This is a genomic window from Rhodococcus sp. P-2 (genome assembly GCF_016598535.1).
Taxonomy (GTDB): Bacteria; Actinomycetota; Actinomycetes; order Mycobacteriales; family Mycobacteriaceae; genus Rhodococcus_F; species Rhodococcus_F baikonurensis.
Window position 1 is genome coordinate 5,838,051 of sequence record NZ_CP066779.1, and the last position, 14,755, is coordinate 5,852,805.

General features: G+C 62.6%; 14 protein-coding genes. 4 read left to right on the plus strand and 10 right to left on the minus strand.

What is annotated here, in order from left to right:
- The first annotated feature begins 2 nt into the window (after positions 1 to 2).
- Positions 3 to 1,397, plus strand: a complete 1,395-nt coding sequence (cysS, locus tag I7X09_RS27205) for a cysteine--tRNA ligase (protein ID WP_095970890.1) — start codon at positions 3 to 5, stop codon at positions 1,395 to 1,397.
- Positions 1,398 to 1,399: 2 nt separating this feature from the next.
- Entirely contained in the window at positions 1,400 to 2,371 is a 972-nt protein-coding gene (rlmB, locus tag I7X09_RS27210) for a 23S rRNA (guanosine(2251)-2'-O)-methyltransferase RlmB (RefSeq protein ID WP_003945749.1), read from the plus strand.
- 34 nt (positions 2,372 to 2,405) lie between these two features.
- On the opposite strand, the gene I7X09_RS27215 is transcribed toward rlmB, so the two are convergent.
- Positions 2,406 to 4,187: an ABC transporter ATP-binding protein gene (locus tag I7X09_RS27215; protein ID WP_200314602.1), complete on the minus strand. Its 1,782-nt coding sequence runs from the start codon at positions 4,185 to 4,187 to the stop codon at positions 2,406 to 2,408.
- The gene (locus I7X09_RS27220; RefSeq protein WP_200314603.1) at positions 4,184 to 5,812 is read right to left on the minus strand and encodes an ABC transporter transmembrane domain-containing protein; all 1,629 of its coding nucleotides are present in this window, start codon (positions 5,810 to 5,812) and stop codon (positions 4,184 to 4,186) included. The genes I7X09_RS27215 and I7X09_RS27220 overlap by 4 nt, the downstream gene beginning before the upstream one ends.
- A 221-nt stretch (positions 5,813 to 6,033) precedes the next feature.
- On the opposite strand from I7X09_RS27220, the gene I7X09_RS27225 reads away from it, so the two are divergent.
- Positions 6,034 to 7,002, plus strand: coding sequence for an iron-siderophore ABC transporter substrate-binding protein (locus I7X09_RS27225; RefSeq protein WP_166810851.1), 969 nt, complete (start codon positions 6,034 to 6,036; stop codon positions 7,000 to 7,002).
- A gap of 4 nt (positions 7,003 to 7,006) precedes the next feature.
- Here the strand turns inward: I7X09_RS27225 and I7X09_RS27230 are convergent, their stop codons facing one another.
- Both I7X09_RS27230 and I7X09_RS27235 read right to left on the minus strand, forming a co-directional pair.
- On the minus strand, positions 7,007 to 7,804 hold the full coding sequence (locus I7X09_RS27230; RefSeq protein ID WP_020968391.1) for a helix-turn-helix domain-containing protein: 798 nt from the start codon (positions 7,802 to 7,804) through the stop codon (positions 7,007 to 7,009).
- Positions 7,805 to 7,975: 171 nt separating this feature from the next.
- Positions 7,976 to 8,698 (minus strand): hypothetical protein, encoded by a 723-nt coding sequence (locus I7X09_RS27235; RefSeq protein WP_234036732.1) that lies wholly within the window; start codon positions 8,696 to 8,698, stop codon positions 7,976 to 7,978.
- 308 nt (positions 8,699 to 9,006) lie between these two features.
- On the opposite strand from I7X09_RS27235, the gene I7X09_RS27240 reads away from it, so the two are divergent.
- Entirely contained in the window at positions 9,007 to 9,735 is a 729-nt protein-coding gene (locus tag I7X09_RS27240; RefSeq protein WP_234036733.1) for a hypothetical protein, read from the plus strand.
- A gap of 88 nt (positions 9,736 to 9,823) precedes the next feature.
- On the opposite strand, the gene I7X09_RS27245 is transcribed toward I7X09_RS27240, so the two are convergent.
- The 6 genes from I7X09_RS27245 to I7X09_RS27270 all read right to left on the minus strand — a co-directional run bounded on the left by I7X09_RS27245 (position 9,824) and on the right by I7X09_RS27270 (position 14,669).
- The gene (locus tag I7X09_RS27245; RefSeq protein WP_200314604.1) at positions 9,824 to 10,501 is read right to left on the minus strand and encodes an LpqN/LpqT family lipoprotein; all 678 of its coding nucleotides are present in this window, start codon (positions 10,499 to 10,501) and stop codon (positions 9,824 to 9,826) included.
- A gap of 77 nt (positions 10,502 to 10,578) precedes the next feature.
- A complete protein-coding gene (locus I7X09_RS27250) occupies positions 10,579 to 11,451 on the minus strand; it encodes a biotin-dependent carboxyltransferase family protein (protein ID WP_095970897.1) in 873 nt (290 codons plus the stop codon).
- Between the two features lie 57 nt (positions 11,452 to 11,508).
- Complete coding sequence (gene pxpB / locus I7X09_RS27255; RefSeq protein WP_200314605.1) at positions 11,509 to 12,123, minus strand: 5-oxoprolinase subunit PxpB; 615 nt, start codon at positions 12,121 to 12,123, stop codon at positions 11,509 to 11,511.
- On the minus strand, positions 12,120 to 12,881 hold the full coding sequence (locus I7X09_RS27260; RefSeq protein WP_095970899.1) for a LamB/YcsF family protein: 762 nt from the start codon (positions 12,879 to 12,881) through the stop codon (positions 12,120 to 12,122). Before I7X09_RS27260 ends, pxpB begins: the two co-directional genes overlap by 4 nt.
- A 49-nt stretch (positions 12,882 to 12,930) precedes the next feature.
- On the minus strand, positions 12,931 to 13,812 hold the full coding sequence (locus I7X09_RS27265) for a metal ABC transporter permease (protein ID WP_003945811.1): 882 nt from the start codon (positions 13,810 to 13,812) through the stop codon (positions 12,931 to 12,933).
- Entirely contained in the window at positions 13,809 to 14,669 is an 861-nt protein-coding gene (locus I7X09_RS27270) for a metal ABC transporter ATP-binding protein (RefSeq protein WP_095971018.1), read from the minus strand. The genes I7X09_RS27265 and I7X09_RS27270 overlap by 4 nt, the downstream gene beginning before the upstream one ends.
- Positions 14,670 to 14,755: the final 86 nt, after the last annotated feature.

Here is a 14,755-nt window from a genome sequence, read left to right on the forward strand (position 1 = left end):
TCGTGACCCTGCGCCTATACGACACCGGTACGCGGGCCCTTCGGGATTTTGTTCCGTTGGCCCCCGGACATGCATCGGTGTACCTGTGTGGGGCGACAGTTCAGGGTGATCCTCACATCGGACACGTTCGCAGCGGCGTCGCTTTCGACGTGCTGCGACGCTGGCTGTTGGCGCACGGCAACGACGTTGCCTTCGTGCGCAACGTGACGGACATCGACGACAAGATTCTCAACAAGGCCGCCGACGCCGGTCGACCTTGGTGGGAGTGGGCGACGACGTTCGAGCGTTCGTTCACGTGGGCCTACGACCAACTGGGTGTGCTGCCGCCGTCCATCGAGCCACGGGCCACCGGTCACGTGACGCAGATGGTCGAGATGATGGAACGCCTGATCGAGAACGGTCACGCGTACGCGGCGGGCGGCGACGTCTACTTCGACGTGCAGAGCTATCCCGAGTACGGCGCGCTGTCCGGCCACAAACTCGACGACGTTCATCAGGGCGAGAGTGCCGCCGAGGGAAAGCGTGATCCTCGCGACTTCACACTCTGGAAGGCCGTGAAGCCCGGTGAGCCCTCGTGGCCGACACCGTGGGGACCCGGCCGTCCGGGCTGGCACCTCGAGTGCTCGGCCATGGCGGAGTTCTACCTCGGGGCGGCATTCGACATCCATTGTGGTGGACGCGATCTCGTCTTCCCGCACCACGAGAACGAAATTGCGCAGGCCAAGTGTGCCGGCGACGATTTCGCTCAGTACTGGTTGCACAACGGCTGGGTCACGATGAGTGGCGAGAAGATGTCCAAGTCGTTGGGCAATGTTCTCTCGGTGCCGAACGTGCTCAAGAAGGTTCGTCCGCAAGAACTTCGGTACTACCTCGGTAGTGCGCACTACCGTTCCAATCTCGAGTACTCGGACGAGGCGTTGGACGAAAGCGCGAAGTCCTACCAGGGGCTGGAGTCGTTCGTCCTGCGCACACACAAGCGTGCGGGTGGCGTCGAACTCGGCACGTGGACCGAAGGTTTCGCGGCGGCTCTCGACAACGACTTGTCGGTGCCGATCGCGTTGGCCGAGATTCACGGCAAGGCGAGCGAAGGTAATTCCGCGCTCGCTGCCGGTGATCTCGACGCGGCTCGGGTGGCTGCCGGTCAGGTGCGGGCCATGCTCGCGATCCTGGGCGTCGACCCACTCGACGAGCATTGGACGCAGTCCGGTGGCGACACCGAGACGGCAATGGAAGCTTTGGACGTGTTGGTGCGGGCCGATCTCGATCGTCGGCAGCAGGCACGTACGGAAAAGAACTGGGCGGTGGCGGACGAGGTCCGCGATCGCCTCATCAAGGCGGGTATCGAAGTAACCGATACTCCCGACGGACCCGAATGGTCCCTTAAGGCAGGGCAGTAACAATGGCTGGAAACTCGAGCAGGCGCGGCGCAGTCCGTAAGGGCGGCACCAAGAAGGGCCAGGTTGCCGGTTCCGGCGGTAAGCACCGTCGAGGTCTCGAAGGGCGTGGCGCTACGCCGCCCGCCGAGGCACGCACCAAGCATCCCGCGGCAAAGCGTGCAGCGCGCGCCGCACGTGCCGACGAGAAGCAGGGCCGCGGTGGCCGTCCGGGTCCGGGCCGCAAGGTTCTCGACGGTCCCGAAACAGTGCTCGGACGCAACCCGGTGGTCGAGTGCCTACGCGCCGGCGTTCCGGCGACGGCACTGTGGGTCGCCGTCGGCACCGAGAGCGACGATCGACTGAAGGAATCCGTTCAGCTCGCTGCGGACGCCGGCATCTCCATTCTCGAGGTGCCCCGCACCGATCTGGATCGCCTCAGCGCCAACGGTCTTCACCAGGGCATCGCCCTGCAGGTTCCGCCGTACCGCTACGCGCACCCGGACGATCTTCTGTCCGAGGCACGCAAGCATGCCGAGCCGCCGCTGCTCGTCGCGCTGGACAACATCACCGATCCCCGCAACCTGGGTGCCGTTGTGCGCTCGGTCGCAGCTTTCGGTGGACACGGCGTCGTGATTCCGGAGCGTCGCAGCGCGAGCGTGAGTGCTGTCGCTTGGCGTACCAGCGCCGGTGCTGCCGCTCGTCTGCCGATCGCTCGGGCCACCAACCTCACTCGTACGCTCAAGGACTGGGCGTCGAAGGGTGTTCAGGTCGTCGGTCTCGACGCCGAAGGTGACACGACCCTCGACGATTTCGACGGCAGCGGTCCCGTGGTGATCGTTGTCGGTTCCGAGGGCAAGGGCCTTTCGCGCCTCGTCCGCGAGAACTGCGACGCGATCCTGTCCATTCCGATGGCCGGTCCGGTCGAGTCGCTCAACGCCTCGGTTGCCGCCGGAGTCGTCCTGGCGGACATCGCCCGCAGGCGTCGTAGCAGCTGAGTTGTAACGGCTTTCAGGTGAGCCTGGCGGGCATCTAGCTCCGTACCGACCAGGCTTCCCAGAGCGCAGCGTAGGAACCGTCCGCGCCGATCAGTTCGTCATGTGTCCCGCTCTCGACTACGCGGCCACCGCTCATGACGAGTATCCGATCGGCGCGGACTGCTTGGCTCAGGCGGTGCGCTATCACCACGGCAGTCCTGCCGCTGACCGCAAGCTCGGCTGCCTGATCGAGAAGACCTGCTGCGGTGGTTCCGGCTTCGGCGGTCGCCTCGTCGAGGATCACGACTGGCGGATCGAGCAGAGCCAGTCGGACGAGGGCTATGTGCTGTGCCTGCGCCGCCGTCAACTGGTACCCGCCGGCCCCGACCCTGGTCTCGAGCCCGTCCGGAAGCTCGTGAATCCATTGAGCTTTCATTCCTTCGACGGCTTCGACGATCTTCGCGTCGTCCGAATCTGGTGCACACAACCGGAGATCGTCGGCGATCGTCCCGACGAATACGTGAACTTCCTGGCTGACCAGGACGACTTTGTGTCGAAGTTCGGCGTCACTCAGGTCGTCAATCGGTGTGCCGTCGACGGTGATTCGCCCGTTCCCGACGGGAATGATTCCCGCAATCAGTTTGGCGAGTGTGGTTTTTCCGGCACCACTGCTGCCGACGACGGCGATTCGTTCCCCCGGTGCAATCGAGATCGAGATCGAATCGATCACCGGGGTGGACTGGTCGTACGAGTACGAAACCCGGTCCACCTCGACGCCGATGGGTTCGGACCGAGCCGAGACAGGAATGCTCGCGGGACGCCCCGGCATCGCGGTGACGCCGATCAGGCGAGCCAGGCTGGCACCCGCATCCTGCAATTCGTCGATGTTCGAGAGAAATACCGCGATGGGGCTGAACAGACTGTGGAAGTAGAGGGCAGCGGCGGTAGCGGCCCCGATGGACACCGATCCCGTGGTCACGAGCCAGTAGCCGACGCTCAGGACCGCAGCGAGTCCGAGCAGTTCGGCGCCGTTGAGTTGGGCGAAGAAGTTGGTACGCAATCGAACTGCCTGCATGTCGAAGCTGATGGCATGCTCGGAGGTCGCGGCGATTCTGCCGATGTGCTCGTCAGTTCTCCGCAGGGCAGTGACAGTGCCTGCGCCACCGAGGGTTTCGATGAGCTGCTGCCCTCGCCTGGCCTGCGCGGCGCGAGAGCGTCGGTAGACGGGTCCGGAGCGTCGGAGGAAATGTCGGAGAGAGAAGTAATGAATCGGCGCAACGGCAACGATTGCTACGGTGAAGCGCCAATCGATCACTCCCACGCCGACAAGCGTCAATGAAATCATGAACAGGGCAGACACCGTTGCGGGCAGTACCCGGGCGATGACAGTGTTGACCGCTTCGACATCACCCGAGACCCGAGAAATCAGATCACCGGTTCCGGCATCCTCGACCAGCGACGACGGTTGCGCGAGCGTAGCGGCGAACACGTCTTCCCGAAGATCGGCCAGCACGTTCTGCGCGACATTCGCGAGAAGCTGTGTGCTCCACCAGGTCAGCGCAACTCCGGCCGCCGCTGCACCGAGCATGAACGCGGTGATGCGCAGGAGCGCGGCAAATGGTTTGCCCTCTGTGACCGCATCGACCATGAGTCCGAGCAACGCCGGGGTGGACAATCCGCAGGCTGTGGCGGAGAGAAGTACGACGGTCGTGAGTGCGAGCGCTCGCCTACGTGGCCGAAGCAGTGCCATCAATGCGCGGACGGTCTGCTTGGTCGACGCGATCGGCAGGGCAGATGCAGGCGGAACAACAGATGCATCCGGAAGGGTATCGGTCACTGTGAGTCTCCTTCCCGAGCGTCGTCGTCGATCGTGACGACACGGTCACACGAATGGAGCAAGGTCGGACTCGAGGTGATCACCAGTATGGCCTTGTCGGGAAAGTTTCTCAGCGAGTGTGCAATTCGATGCTCGGTGACAGAATCCACGGAAGTGGTGGGTTCGTGAAGGACCAGGATCGGCTGCGGTTGATGGAGAGCGCGGGCGAGTAGTAGTCGTTGGCGCTGACCTCCGGAGAGCTTCTTTCCCTGCTCACCGACCTCGGAGTGGTGGCCGTCGGGCAGATGTGTCAACACGTCGTCGAGCGCCGATGACGTCATTGCCGACGAGTCGACGCTCGGTGCTGCCAGATTGTCGAAGACGGTACCGGTGAACACGGTTCCTTCATGGGCGGAGACGAACACCTGATCGCGAACTGCGTCCGGACCGAGTTGTGTTGCATCGGTGCCGAATACGAAATATCGGTTGCGGCCCAGCGGCGTCTGAAAGGCGAGTTGCAGTGCCAGTCGGTGAGCGGAATCGTCAGCGCGCACGCCCACCACTTCTCCGCGGCGAGCCGAGACGACCGTTCCGTTGTCGGTCGAAATCAGCAGGGCGTCTTCACTTCTGTCGGAGTCGATCGCGGCCGTGGAGTGCAGCGATTCGATCAGGTGTGGCTCGGCCAGCAGTTCGGACAGTCTGCGCGCGGAGCCTCGCTTTGCGGCGAGTTCGGCACCGAAGAATCCCAGCGTTTCCATCGGCCCGGCAATCACCCTGCTCAGTCCGACCACGGTGACGAAGTTGCCCACGGTGATCGTGCCTTGATGCGCCATCCACGCCGCCCCCAAGGCGACCGACGCCAGTACCAACGCCGAGACCCCGGAATTCAGCGCGGTCAGGCTGGACATCGCTCGGACCGTCCGGATCGCTGCCTTCATGGATTCGCGGCTTGCGTGCACGTAGCGCGACAGTGCGGTGGGTTCGGCCCCGAAACCTTTCAATACCCGCAGGCCCAGCGTGAAATCCGTTGCCAGCGTTCCTGCCTCGGCTGCCTTCTTCTGCTCTGCATACACGCGCTCGTCCAGCGGACCGCTGATCTTGTGGATGAAAGCGAGTTGCGCAGCCGTGATGAGAACGACGATCAGCGCGAGGGGCCAGGAGACGAAGGCAAGCGAAATCACTGCCGCGGCGAGCCCTGCGAAAGCCGAGCCCTGCTCGGCGACAACCCAGGAAAAGCCCGAGACGTGTGAGGCATCCGAGGTGGAGATGGTGAGAACTTCACCCGTCGAACGCTGAGCTTTCATGCCCCTGGCGTCGAGTACCCGTCTGGCTGCATTCAGTCGTAGGTCGTGTTCGCCGTAGACGAAGACCTGTGTGTTCAGGCGAACCGCGATGCGCCACGACAGAGCAAGTCCGACGAACAGAGCACACAGCACCGCAAGCCACACGAGAAGGGCTGTGCTGTCGGACTTTCCGATTGCCCGGTCGACGACGGTGCCGATCAGCACCGGAATGAGGGCCTGAGCTACCTGATACGACGCCTGCCCTGCGACGGCTGCGACCAACCGCGGTCCGCGTCCGGAGGAGAACGATCCGATCTTGATCATCTCGATAGGACCGGTACGAGTTTCGGGCAGCGCTGACACTCGTGAAACTCCTCGCCCAGATCTGAACACTCGTTGTGCAGTTCTACGGTAGAGCCGGTGTGAGTGCGGAAAGTGCTCGCAGATGCCAAGGGCTACGCGGCAGCGGACAGATGGAGCATCGAGACCCCATTACCGGGATCAGGTCTCGATATACCTGCTTGGTCGAAACAAAGTACGTTTGCGAAGAGAGCTGACAGAAGATGAAAAGCACTATCCGAATAATGGCTGCGGTGGCCGCAATTGCCCTGCTCGCAGGATGCCAGAGCAGCACCGAGTCAACAGCGTCGGAGGACGTGACGCAGTTGGCCGAGGCCGGCGCGCTGCCCGTTACCGTTGATCATGCGTACGGCTCGACCACCATCGAGACCGAACCTCAGCGGATCGTGACCATCGGTTGGAACAGCCAGGATTCGGTCCTCGCACTGGGCAAGACGCCCGTCGCCATGGAGTCGTTCAGTGGGGCAGGCTTGGAGAACGGAATCCTGCCCTGGGACGAAGAATTGTTGGGCGATGTCGAACCCACGTTGCTCGACAGCACTTCCGGTGTGCCGTTCGAGCAGATCCTGGCGTTGGAGCCGGACGTGATCATCGCGGTGGTCTCGGGAATCACCGAAGACGACTATGCACGTCTTTCTCAGATCGCACCCACGATTCCGTTCAAGGAGACCGCATGGGCGACTACGTGGCAGGAGCAGTTGTCGACCATCGGTTCAGTACTCGGACAACCGAAGCGGGCGGCTGAGCTGATCGAGGAAACCGACGATTCCATCGCCGACCTGGCTGCGGGTTCCCCGAATCTGAACGGGAAAACCCTGACCTTCCTGTCGGGAAACATCGACGGCCTCACCAACTACTGCGCTGACGACGGCAGAGTCATCCTGATGTCCCAGCTCGGACTGAAGCAGTCGGCCGGAAGCGCCGAGCTGTGCGGCGACACCCAGGGATCGGTGACTGCATCGCGCGAACAGTACAACGAACTGGACGCGGACGTGATCGTGCTCAACGACGCGAGTGGTCAGGGGCTCCCCGGGTTGATGGGGGACAAGTTGTTTGCCGACCTGCCGGCAGTCAAGGACGGCAGGCTGATTCAGCAGCTCGGTCTGGCACGAGTCATGGCCTTGGCCTCACCCACGTCGCTGAGCGTCAAATATGCCTTCGCCGAACTGGTCTCGAAGATGAACGGGTTCTGACCAGTTAGGCTGACAATTCGCACGCGTCCGAGTAATAGTTCTTCGGTGTCCGTCCGGTGACCTTGCGGAACACGCTGGTGAAGGCGCTGGGGGTTTCGTATCCGACGCGACGGCTCACCGTCGAAACGGGAACGCCCGCAGCGAGATAGGACATCGCGGCGCGGACGCGAACTTGAATTCTCCACTCGGTGAAGGACATCCCCGTGCCCTGAGAGAACACGCGGCTCAGGGTGCGGGGGCTTCCACCGACCACATAGGCCCAATCGGCAAGCCCGCGTTGATCGGCGGGGTCGGCGATCAAGCGGCGTGCAACGGCGAGGGCCCGGGGATCGGCGGGCATCGGCACCGCGACATCGGCCGCCTCGATGGGTGCGAGGGTGTCGAAGACTACTGATTCTGCCCGCAAGCGAGCTTCGGTCGGCATGTTTCGCTGGTGCAGATGGATGAGCATCGTCTTGACCACGTCGTCTATGCCGATGATCGCGGGTTTGGTCCACGGGTGGGGAAACGACTCGGGCCGGAAGTAGGTGAAGCGTGCCTCGGTGGATGCGCCGAGCGTGATGCGGCGTGGAGTTCCAGCCGGAATCCACATGCCGACCGTCGGTGGGATCTGCCAACGAACGTCGTCGATATACGCGCTCATCTCTCCGGAAGCGCCCCACAGGAGTTCATGTTCGGGATGGCGGATCTCGCGCCACACCCGCTTCTGATCGCGCCCGATGGTGGACGTCGTCATGGCGAAGGGGAGCGGTACGTACCGGCCCGCCGGCACAGCCCAGTACGGAAATCCTGTGGAACTCATCGATGGATCATACCGCGAATGACTTAGGTAATGCTTTCCTATTTGGTTGTTCGATGCAGAGCGCGACGGAGTGCGATCGCGACAAAAGTTCGAGGGTGGCACCGAGTCCGAAGATTCGATGCCACCCTCGATCACATTCCCCGACGGAGTGTTCTTGGTGGAGCGGGTGAATCAGCTGCCGTTGGCCAGGACACCGCTGATGATGTCTGAGATGAAGCCGGCCGGGTTGTCCAGGATGGAGGAGCCGGCCGAACCGGTTCCTCCCTCGCCGTCAGAAGAGCCGAAGCCCAGATCTGCAGAGCCCGATGCGGCCGCCTCGCCGGGGTTCTTGGCACGGATCTTGGCGTAGACGCCGCTGATGTTCTGGTCGGTGCCCCACAGCGAGATGCCGATGGAGCTGGGGAGCTCGACGTAAGTTCCCGGTTGTGCGTTGTCCGGAACCAGGTAGCTCACCTCGAAAGTGACCGTCTTGCTGCCGGTGATCGAGACATTCCAACCCGCATCGGGGATGGTGACGGTGCGCGCCGCATTGTCGACGGTGGGGGAGACCTTCTCGGTTTTCTGAGTCAGCCCGAGAAAGTGCCAGGAATCGATCGAGGCGCTGTCCTTGATGTATGTGTATCCGGCCGGAAAGCGGTCCACGAATTTGTTGACGAAGAAGTCCGGATGGCCGTTGGCCGAAACTGTGGTGCGGACAGTCAATTTCCCGCCGGGCGCCACTTCTCCGTCGCCCACGACGCTCTTGGTGATCGTGACCTGGTTCGAAGTCACGGTGCTGGTCTTCGGGTGCGCGGTATCTGCGTGCGCAGCGCCGGTGCTGATGAGAAGTCCGCTGGTTGCAAGCGCAGCGATTGCTACTCCGGTGAGTGTTTTACGCATTGAAAAACGTGACATGAAATTCTCCGTTCGAGGGGTTCACGCTGACGGCGATGGGATGACTCTTCAAAGGTTGCGCCGTGGTAACCATTGAAACCTATCGGACGCTTGCCTATGTGTCAGTTCGGCAGAATTTGCGGAAAAGTCCGAATTGAGAGGACTTTTTCGATCTTGATTGCCTGCTGTTAACTGATTGGCGATCAATTCGGCGAAAAGCTGGGCGAATGTCCAGGTCGACTGTATCGTACTTCGAGAGTCGGGTTGCAACAAGTTCCAGTAATCAACGAATTCGGTTGTCCTGGAACCACTAAGAGTGGAGATTATTCGTGGCAAAGTTTGGATCCAGGAATCGTGGTCTGTCCACCGTCGGAGCTGGCTTGGGGGTGATCGCTCTTGCTGTGGGTGCAAGCGCGCTGGGCGCGGGAGTCGCGACTGCCGAGACCGCAACTTCTGGTGCCTACACATTTACTCGCACCGTGGACAATGCTTCCCCGAAGGTCGGCGACACGATCACCTACACGACCGTTTCGAGCAAGAGCGGGCTCGAAGGGTACGTCAACCGGCTGACCGAGATCCATGCCGGCTGTCTCGAGTTCGTGCCGGGCTCGGCAAAGATTTCGAAGGTCATGGGTGGCCTCCCAGGTTTGGGAGGTGCCATCAAGGAAACGGTGGAATCCCCGAATACCTCGCAGTCGACCGCAACCACGAAGGTCTTCACAAGTAGCGGGTGGTACAACAACGGCAAGAACCCGATAACGATGAAGACCAGCTATGTCGTGAAGTGTGATCCGGGTACCTACGGCAGCGGGTTGACTGTCGGCGCGACACTCATGGGTGGTGGGGCCGGAACCAGCGCCAGCTTCCCTGAAATGGGTCCCACCATCGTGGTGCAGGCAACGGATCCGACCGGCCCAGGTACGGATCCTGGTACTGATCCCGGAACCAACCCCGGCACGAACCCCGGAACGAACCCTGGAACCGGTGGCGGAACCGGATCGCTCGGCTCGTTGAGCGGTGGCCTGGGTTCCCTCAGCGGCCTGTTCGGCTCGAGTTAGCCGAGAATTGTGATACGGCGGGCCGAGACTGTCGAAGTCTCGGCCCGCCGCGGTCGTTCGGTGATCAGGTGTTCAAATCTTTAGGCGCTCAGCCGAATTCGATGGAGGTATTGATTTCTTCCACCTGGTTGGAGGTCTGCATGTTCGTCGTGTCGGTGAACTGGTTTGCAAAGCTGACCAAGTAGACCGGCGAGTTGTCGTCGGCTTGGTAAGCAACGACTGTCATGACGGCGTAGAGCGGAACGTCCAGGTTTGGCGCTGTCCAGGTTCCGGAGAGGCGGAACCCCTGCTGTCCGTCGACGTCGATCTCGGTGTACTTCACCTCGGTCCATCCGTCGAGGGTGGCGATGGTTTCACGCGCAGCGGCAAGAACCTCGTCTTTTGTTGCGGTGCCTTGGTTTTCGACCGTCACCGTGGTGTTGGGCATGAAACCGCTGGGTTCCTGGCTGTTGCTGGACAACGCATCCGTAACGCCGGCAGGGATGTTCTCGCCGTGAGTCCAGCTCGGCGGGAGGCTGACGCTGATGCTCGGCGCTTCGGGGTCGTCGCCGGTTTCGATCGTCGTCCGTTCACCGATGAACGGTGTCCCGTCCCGCAAGGTTGGCGTCGCGGCAGCGGCAGACGGCGAAGATGCAGAACTTTCGGAGGCGGTGGTATCACTGGAGACTGCGTCTCCGCTTTCCGAACTGCTGCATCCGGACAGGACGAGTGCAGCAGTGATCAGTGACGCTATTCCGAGAGCAAGTGTGCTGCTCTTAGGGCTCATAGTGTGACAGTCCTTCAGGTTCTGGCGACGGCCGAGCGCCGCCGGCCGCATAGCTGGCGCGGCTGAGACTATCAGCGCTAGGACGGCCGAGTAGTGGCCTTCAAGGTAATGGTGCTGCCGGGCCGCAACTGTGCCAACGACGCAATCCCCGCGTCGGACACTACAGCGATGACCGGGTATCCGCCGGTCACGGGATGGTCGGCCAGAAACACGACGGGCTGTCCGCCCGGCGGCACCTGGATGGATCCCATCACGACGCCTTCGCTCGGCAGTTCCTCGGTGCGAGAGCGATGCAAAGGCCCCTGCCCCTGCAACCGGACGCCGACTCGGTTGGTGTGTTCGGTGACTTTCCATGTGGTGTGAAGGAGCGCGTGAACGGATGCGGCGGTGAACCAGGAATTTCGGGGGCCGAGCGTGATCTCGATCGGAACTGGGCCGAGCGCAGGTGCCGGCGGTGGAATCAATTCTTCGGTGGGCCACGTTCCTTCTTCGGCCCCGAGGAGGAGTAGATCGCCGGCGGCGAGCGGCGGAGGCCCGAGTCCGGAGAGTGTGTCGGTGGATCTGCTGCCGAGTACCTGCGGGACGTCGACGCCACCGCGTGCAGAGATATACGTTCTCAACCCGGTTGTGCTGTAACCCAATTCGAGAATGCTGCCACCGCCAAGGTGGATGCTCGCGTAGTCAGGTGCCGGCTGTCCGTCGACGGTCAGCGGCACCCGCGCGCCTGTTGCTGCCACCGTCATCGAACCGACGGCCCGCATAGCGAAACCCCCAGTGGTGACTTCGATGGTTGCTGCTCGAAAAGTGTTGCCTACGAGTCTGTTAGCGCTGTCGTGCGAGACCATGTCGACGGCGCCGGATCTGCCGACCCCGAGGGCGCCGTAGCCCGTCCGCCCGCGGTCCTGAACTGTGGCGAGCGGGCCGGTACGCACTACCTCGAGCCAGGCCATGAATCCATTCTCCCGCAACAACGCGGTGAAGACACCAAAATCATGCTTGCACCAAAATCATGCACGGACAAAGGTGACTGTGGTGCCGGGTAGAAGCAATGCCGGCGGTCGACGCTCGGCATCCCACACCGACAGTTCCGTCGTTCCGATCAACTGCCAGCCGCCCGGGGAACTGCGCGGGTAGACGCCCGAGAACGGTCCGGCCAACCCGACTGCACCAGCCGGGACCTGCCTGCGCGGGTCCGATCGACGTGGAACCTCGAGCTTTCTCTCGTTGCTGGTCAGATATGCGAAGCCAGGGGCGAAACCGATGAACGCGACGGTCCACGACGCAGCCGTGTGAGCATCGATCACACCGTCGACCCCGAGTCCGGTCAGCTTGCCCACCTCTACGAGATCGGCGCCGTCGTAGCGGACCGGAATCTCGACAGCAGGCCCACTCTCATCTGCTGTGAGTTCGATCGGTACTGCCCCACGGACCCATTTCTCCACGAGTTTGTGTCCGGTGATCGCGTTGTCGTACTCGATCAATATGGTTCGCGCCGCGGGAATCAGGTCGATCACTCCGGGGATCCGACTGGCGTCGAGAGCCCTGAAGTTGCCCAGCACGCTCGGCCGTTCGTCGTATTCGACGAGGACTGCGGATTCACCGGCTGGCAGGATCGTGATCATGTGAAGGGCGTGATCTCGACGTCGGAGGATTCGAGGAGAGCGCGGATCGCTGCGGCCATGTCGACAGCTGCCGGGCTGTCACCGTGGACGCACACCGATGCTGCGGCGACTTTCACCGTGCTTCCGTCGACTGCGTCCAACTCGCCGTCGACGACCATTCGCCGAACCCGTTCTGCAACCAGCGTCGGGTCGTGCAGAACGGCGCCGGACTCGGTGCGGGGAACCAGGGTGCCTTCCGCCGTGTACGCGCGATCGGCAAAAGCCTCGGCGACGATCTCGAGGCCGGCCTCTCGAGCCTCTTCCAGAAACACCGAACCCGGTAGTCCGAGAACGGGTAGCGAACTGTCGTAGGCGACGACAGCGGCGACGACCGCCCGTGCTTGCCGACGGTGATGGACTATTGCGTTGTAAAGCGCGCCGTGGGGTTTGACGTACGTGACCCGCGATCCGGAGACACGAGCCAAACCGTCGAGCGCTCCTATTTGATAAATGACGTCGGCGGTGAGGTCCTTCGGGGACATGTCGATGAAGCGTCTCCCGAAACCGGCGAGGTCTCGGTAACCCACCTGCGCGCCGATCCGCACGCCGCGGGTGGCTGCGGATTCGCAAGTCGCCCACAGCGTTGTCGGGTCCCCGGCATGGAATCCGCAGGCGATGTTCGCGCTGGTGACAAGTTCGAGCATGGCGTCGTCGTCGCCCAGGGTCCAGGCTCCGAAGCCCTCGCCGAGGTCGCTGTTCAGATCAACGCTGTAGCCCATACCTCGATTCTAGGTACATGAGCTTCGAGATATGCGTGGCTCTCGGTGTTCAGGCGTGCGCCGGAATCCGTCCGGCATTCTTGCGACGTGCGGATCCGAAGAGTCGGCATATCAGGTAGATCACGAACGAGACCGAGGTGACGAAACTCGAGACGGGAACGCCGGGTGCCAGCGAGAGAAGGATGCCGCCGACGGCTGCCAGTTCGGCGAACACGACGGAGAGGATCGTGGCCTTGAGTGGGCTTGCCGTGACGTACGCGGCGGCCGCTGCGGGGGTGATCAGCAGCGACATCACCAGCAGCGCGCCGACGATCTGCACGCCCAGTGCTGCGGTGATGCCGACCAACACGGCGAACACGATCGACAGTGCCCGAACCGGAACACCGCGAGCTGCAGCAACTTCGGGGTCGGTGCTCGCGAACAGCAAAGGGCGGTAGATGAATCCGAGTGTGCCGATCACGATGACCGCGCACAGCAGCAGAAGTTCGAGACCACTGTTTCCCGGCGCCACGATCTGTCCGACCAGCAGTGAGAAGCTGGTTCCCGTGCGACCGTCGTATGCCCACAGGAACAACACCGACAGGCCGAGACCGAAAGCCATGATCACGCCGATCACCGAATCCCGGTCCCGCGCTTTCGCTCCCAGCAGTCCGAACAGCACCGCGGCGACGACCGAACCGACGATGGCACCGAAGCCGACGCCCACACCGACGAGAAGTGCGGCCGATGCGCCGGTCAGTGACAACTCGCTCGTGCCGTGCACCGAGAACGACATCTGACGACTCACGATGAGCGGACCGATGATGCCTGCCAGCAATCCGAGGATGGCACCGGCGATTAACGCCTGTTGGACGAAGTCGTACTGCAGTAGATCGACGGTGGCGGACACGTCGAACATCCGCGACATCGCGTCGGTGAACTTGTTACTCACTGGTGGTGATCCTCATCAGAATGGTGAACGCCTTCTCCCGGGCGTAGTCCGCCGGCGCTGCCGAGTGCGTCGATGGCGTCTCCGGTGCCGATCACGACGAGACGGCCACGAACCTGCAACACTTCGACGTCGGTGTTGTACAGATCCGAGAGAACCTCGGACGTCATCACTTCGGCCGGCGTCCCGATCCGGAATTTGCCGTCCACCAGATAGAGCACTCGATCCACCAACGGCAGGATCGGATTGATCTCGTGCGTCACGAACAGCACCGCGGTGTCATGGCTGCGCCGACGCTTGTCGATCAGCGTCGAGACCAGGTGCTGGTTGGCGAGGTCGAGGCTGAGTAGCGGCTCGTCGCACAGCAGGATCCGCGGGTCGCCGACCAAAGCCTGCGCGATCCGCAGTCGCTGCTGCTCGCCGCCGGACATGGAACCGATAGGAGCGTCGGCAAACGACTGGGCACTGACCTGTGCGATGGCGTCGTCGACGATCTTGCGGCGACGACCCCGACGCAGTAACCCCGTACCCCACTGGTGACCGTCGACGCCGAGGCCGACCAGGTCGCGGCCGCGGAGCGGGAGGCCGTCGTCGATGGATTTCTGCTGCGGGATGTACCCGACGTGTGAATTCCCGGCCCGTGCCGGCGTGCCGACGATCTGTGCGCTACCGCCGCTGAGTTGCAGTTGGCCCAGCAGAATCTTCAGGAGCGAGGTCTTGCCCGACCCGTTCGGTCCGAGTACGGCGATGAACTCACCTGGCTGTACCTCGAGGTCGAGTCCGTCCCAGAGGGTGCGGGCGCCGAAAGACAATCGAGCACCCTTCAGCGTCACAGCGGGCACGGTGTTACCTGAAGGCACGGTGTTTCCTGAAGGCACGGTGTTACCCGGAGGCACAGGAGTATTCGCGGAAGTTTCTGTCACAAGCCGATCGGTTCTTCTCGGAA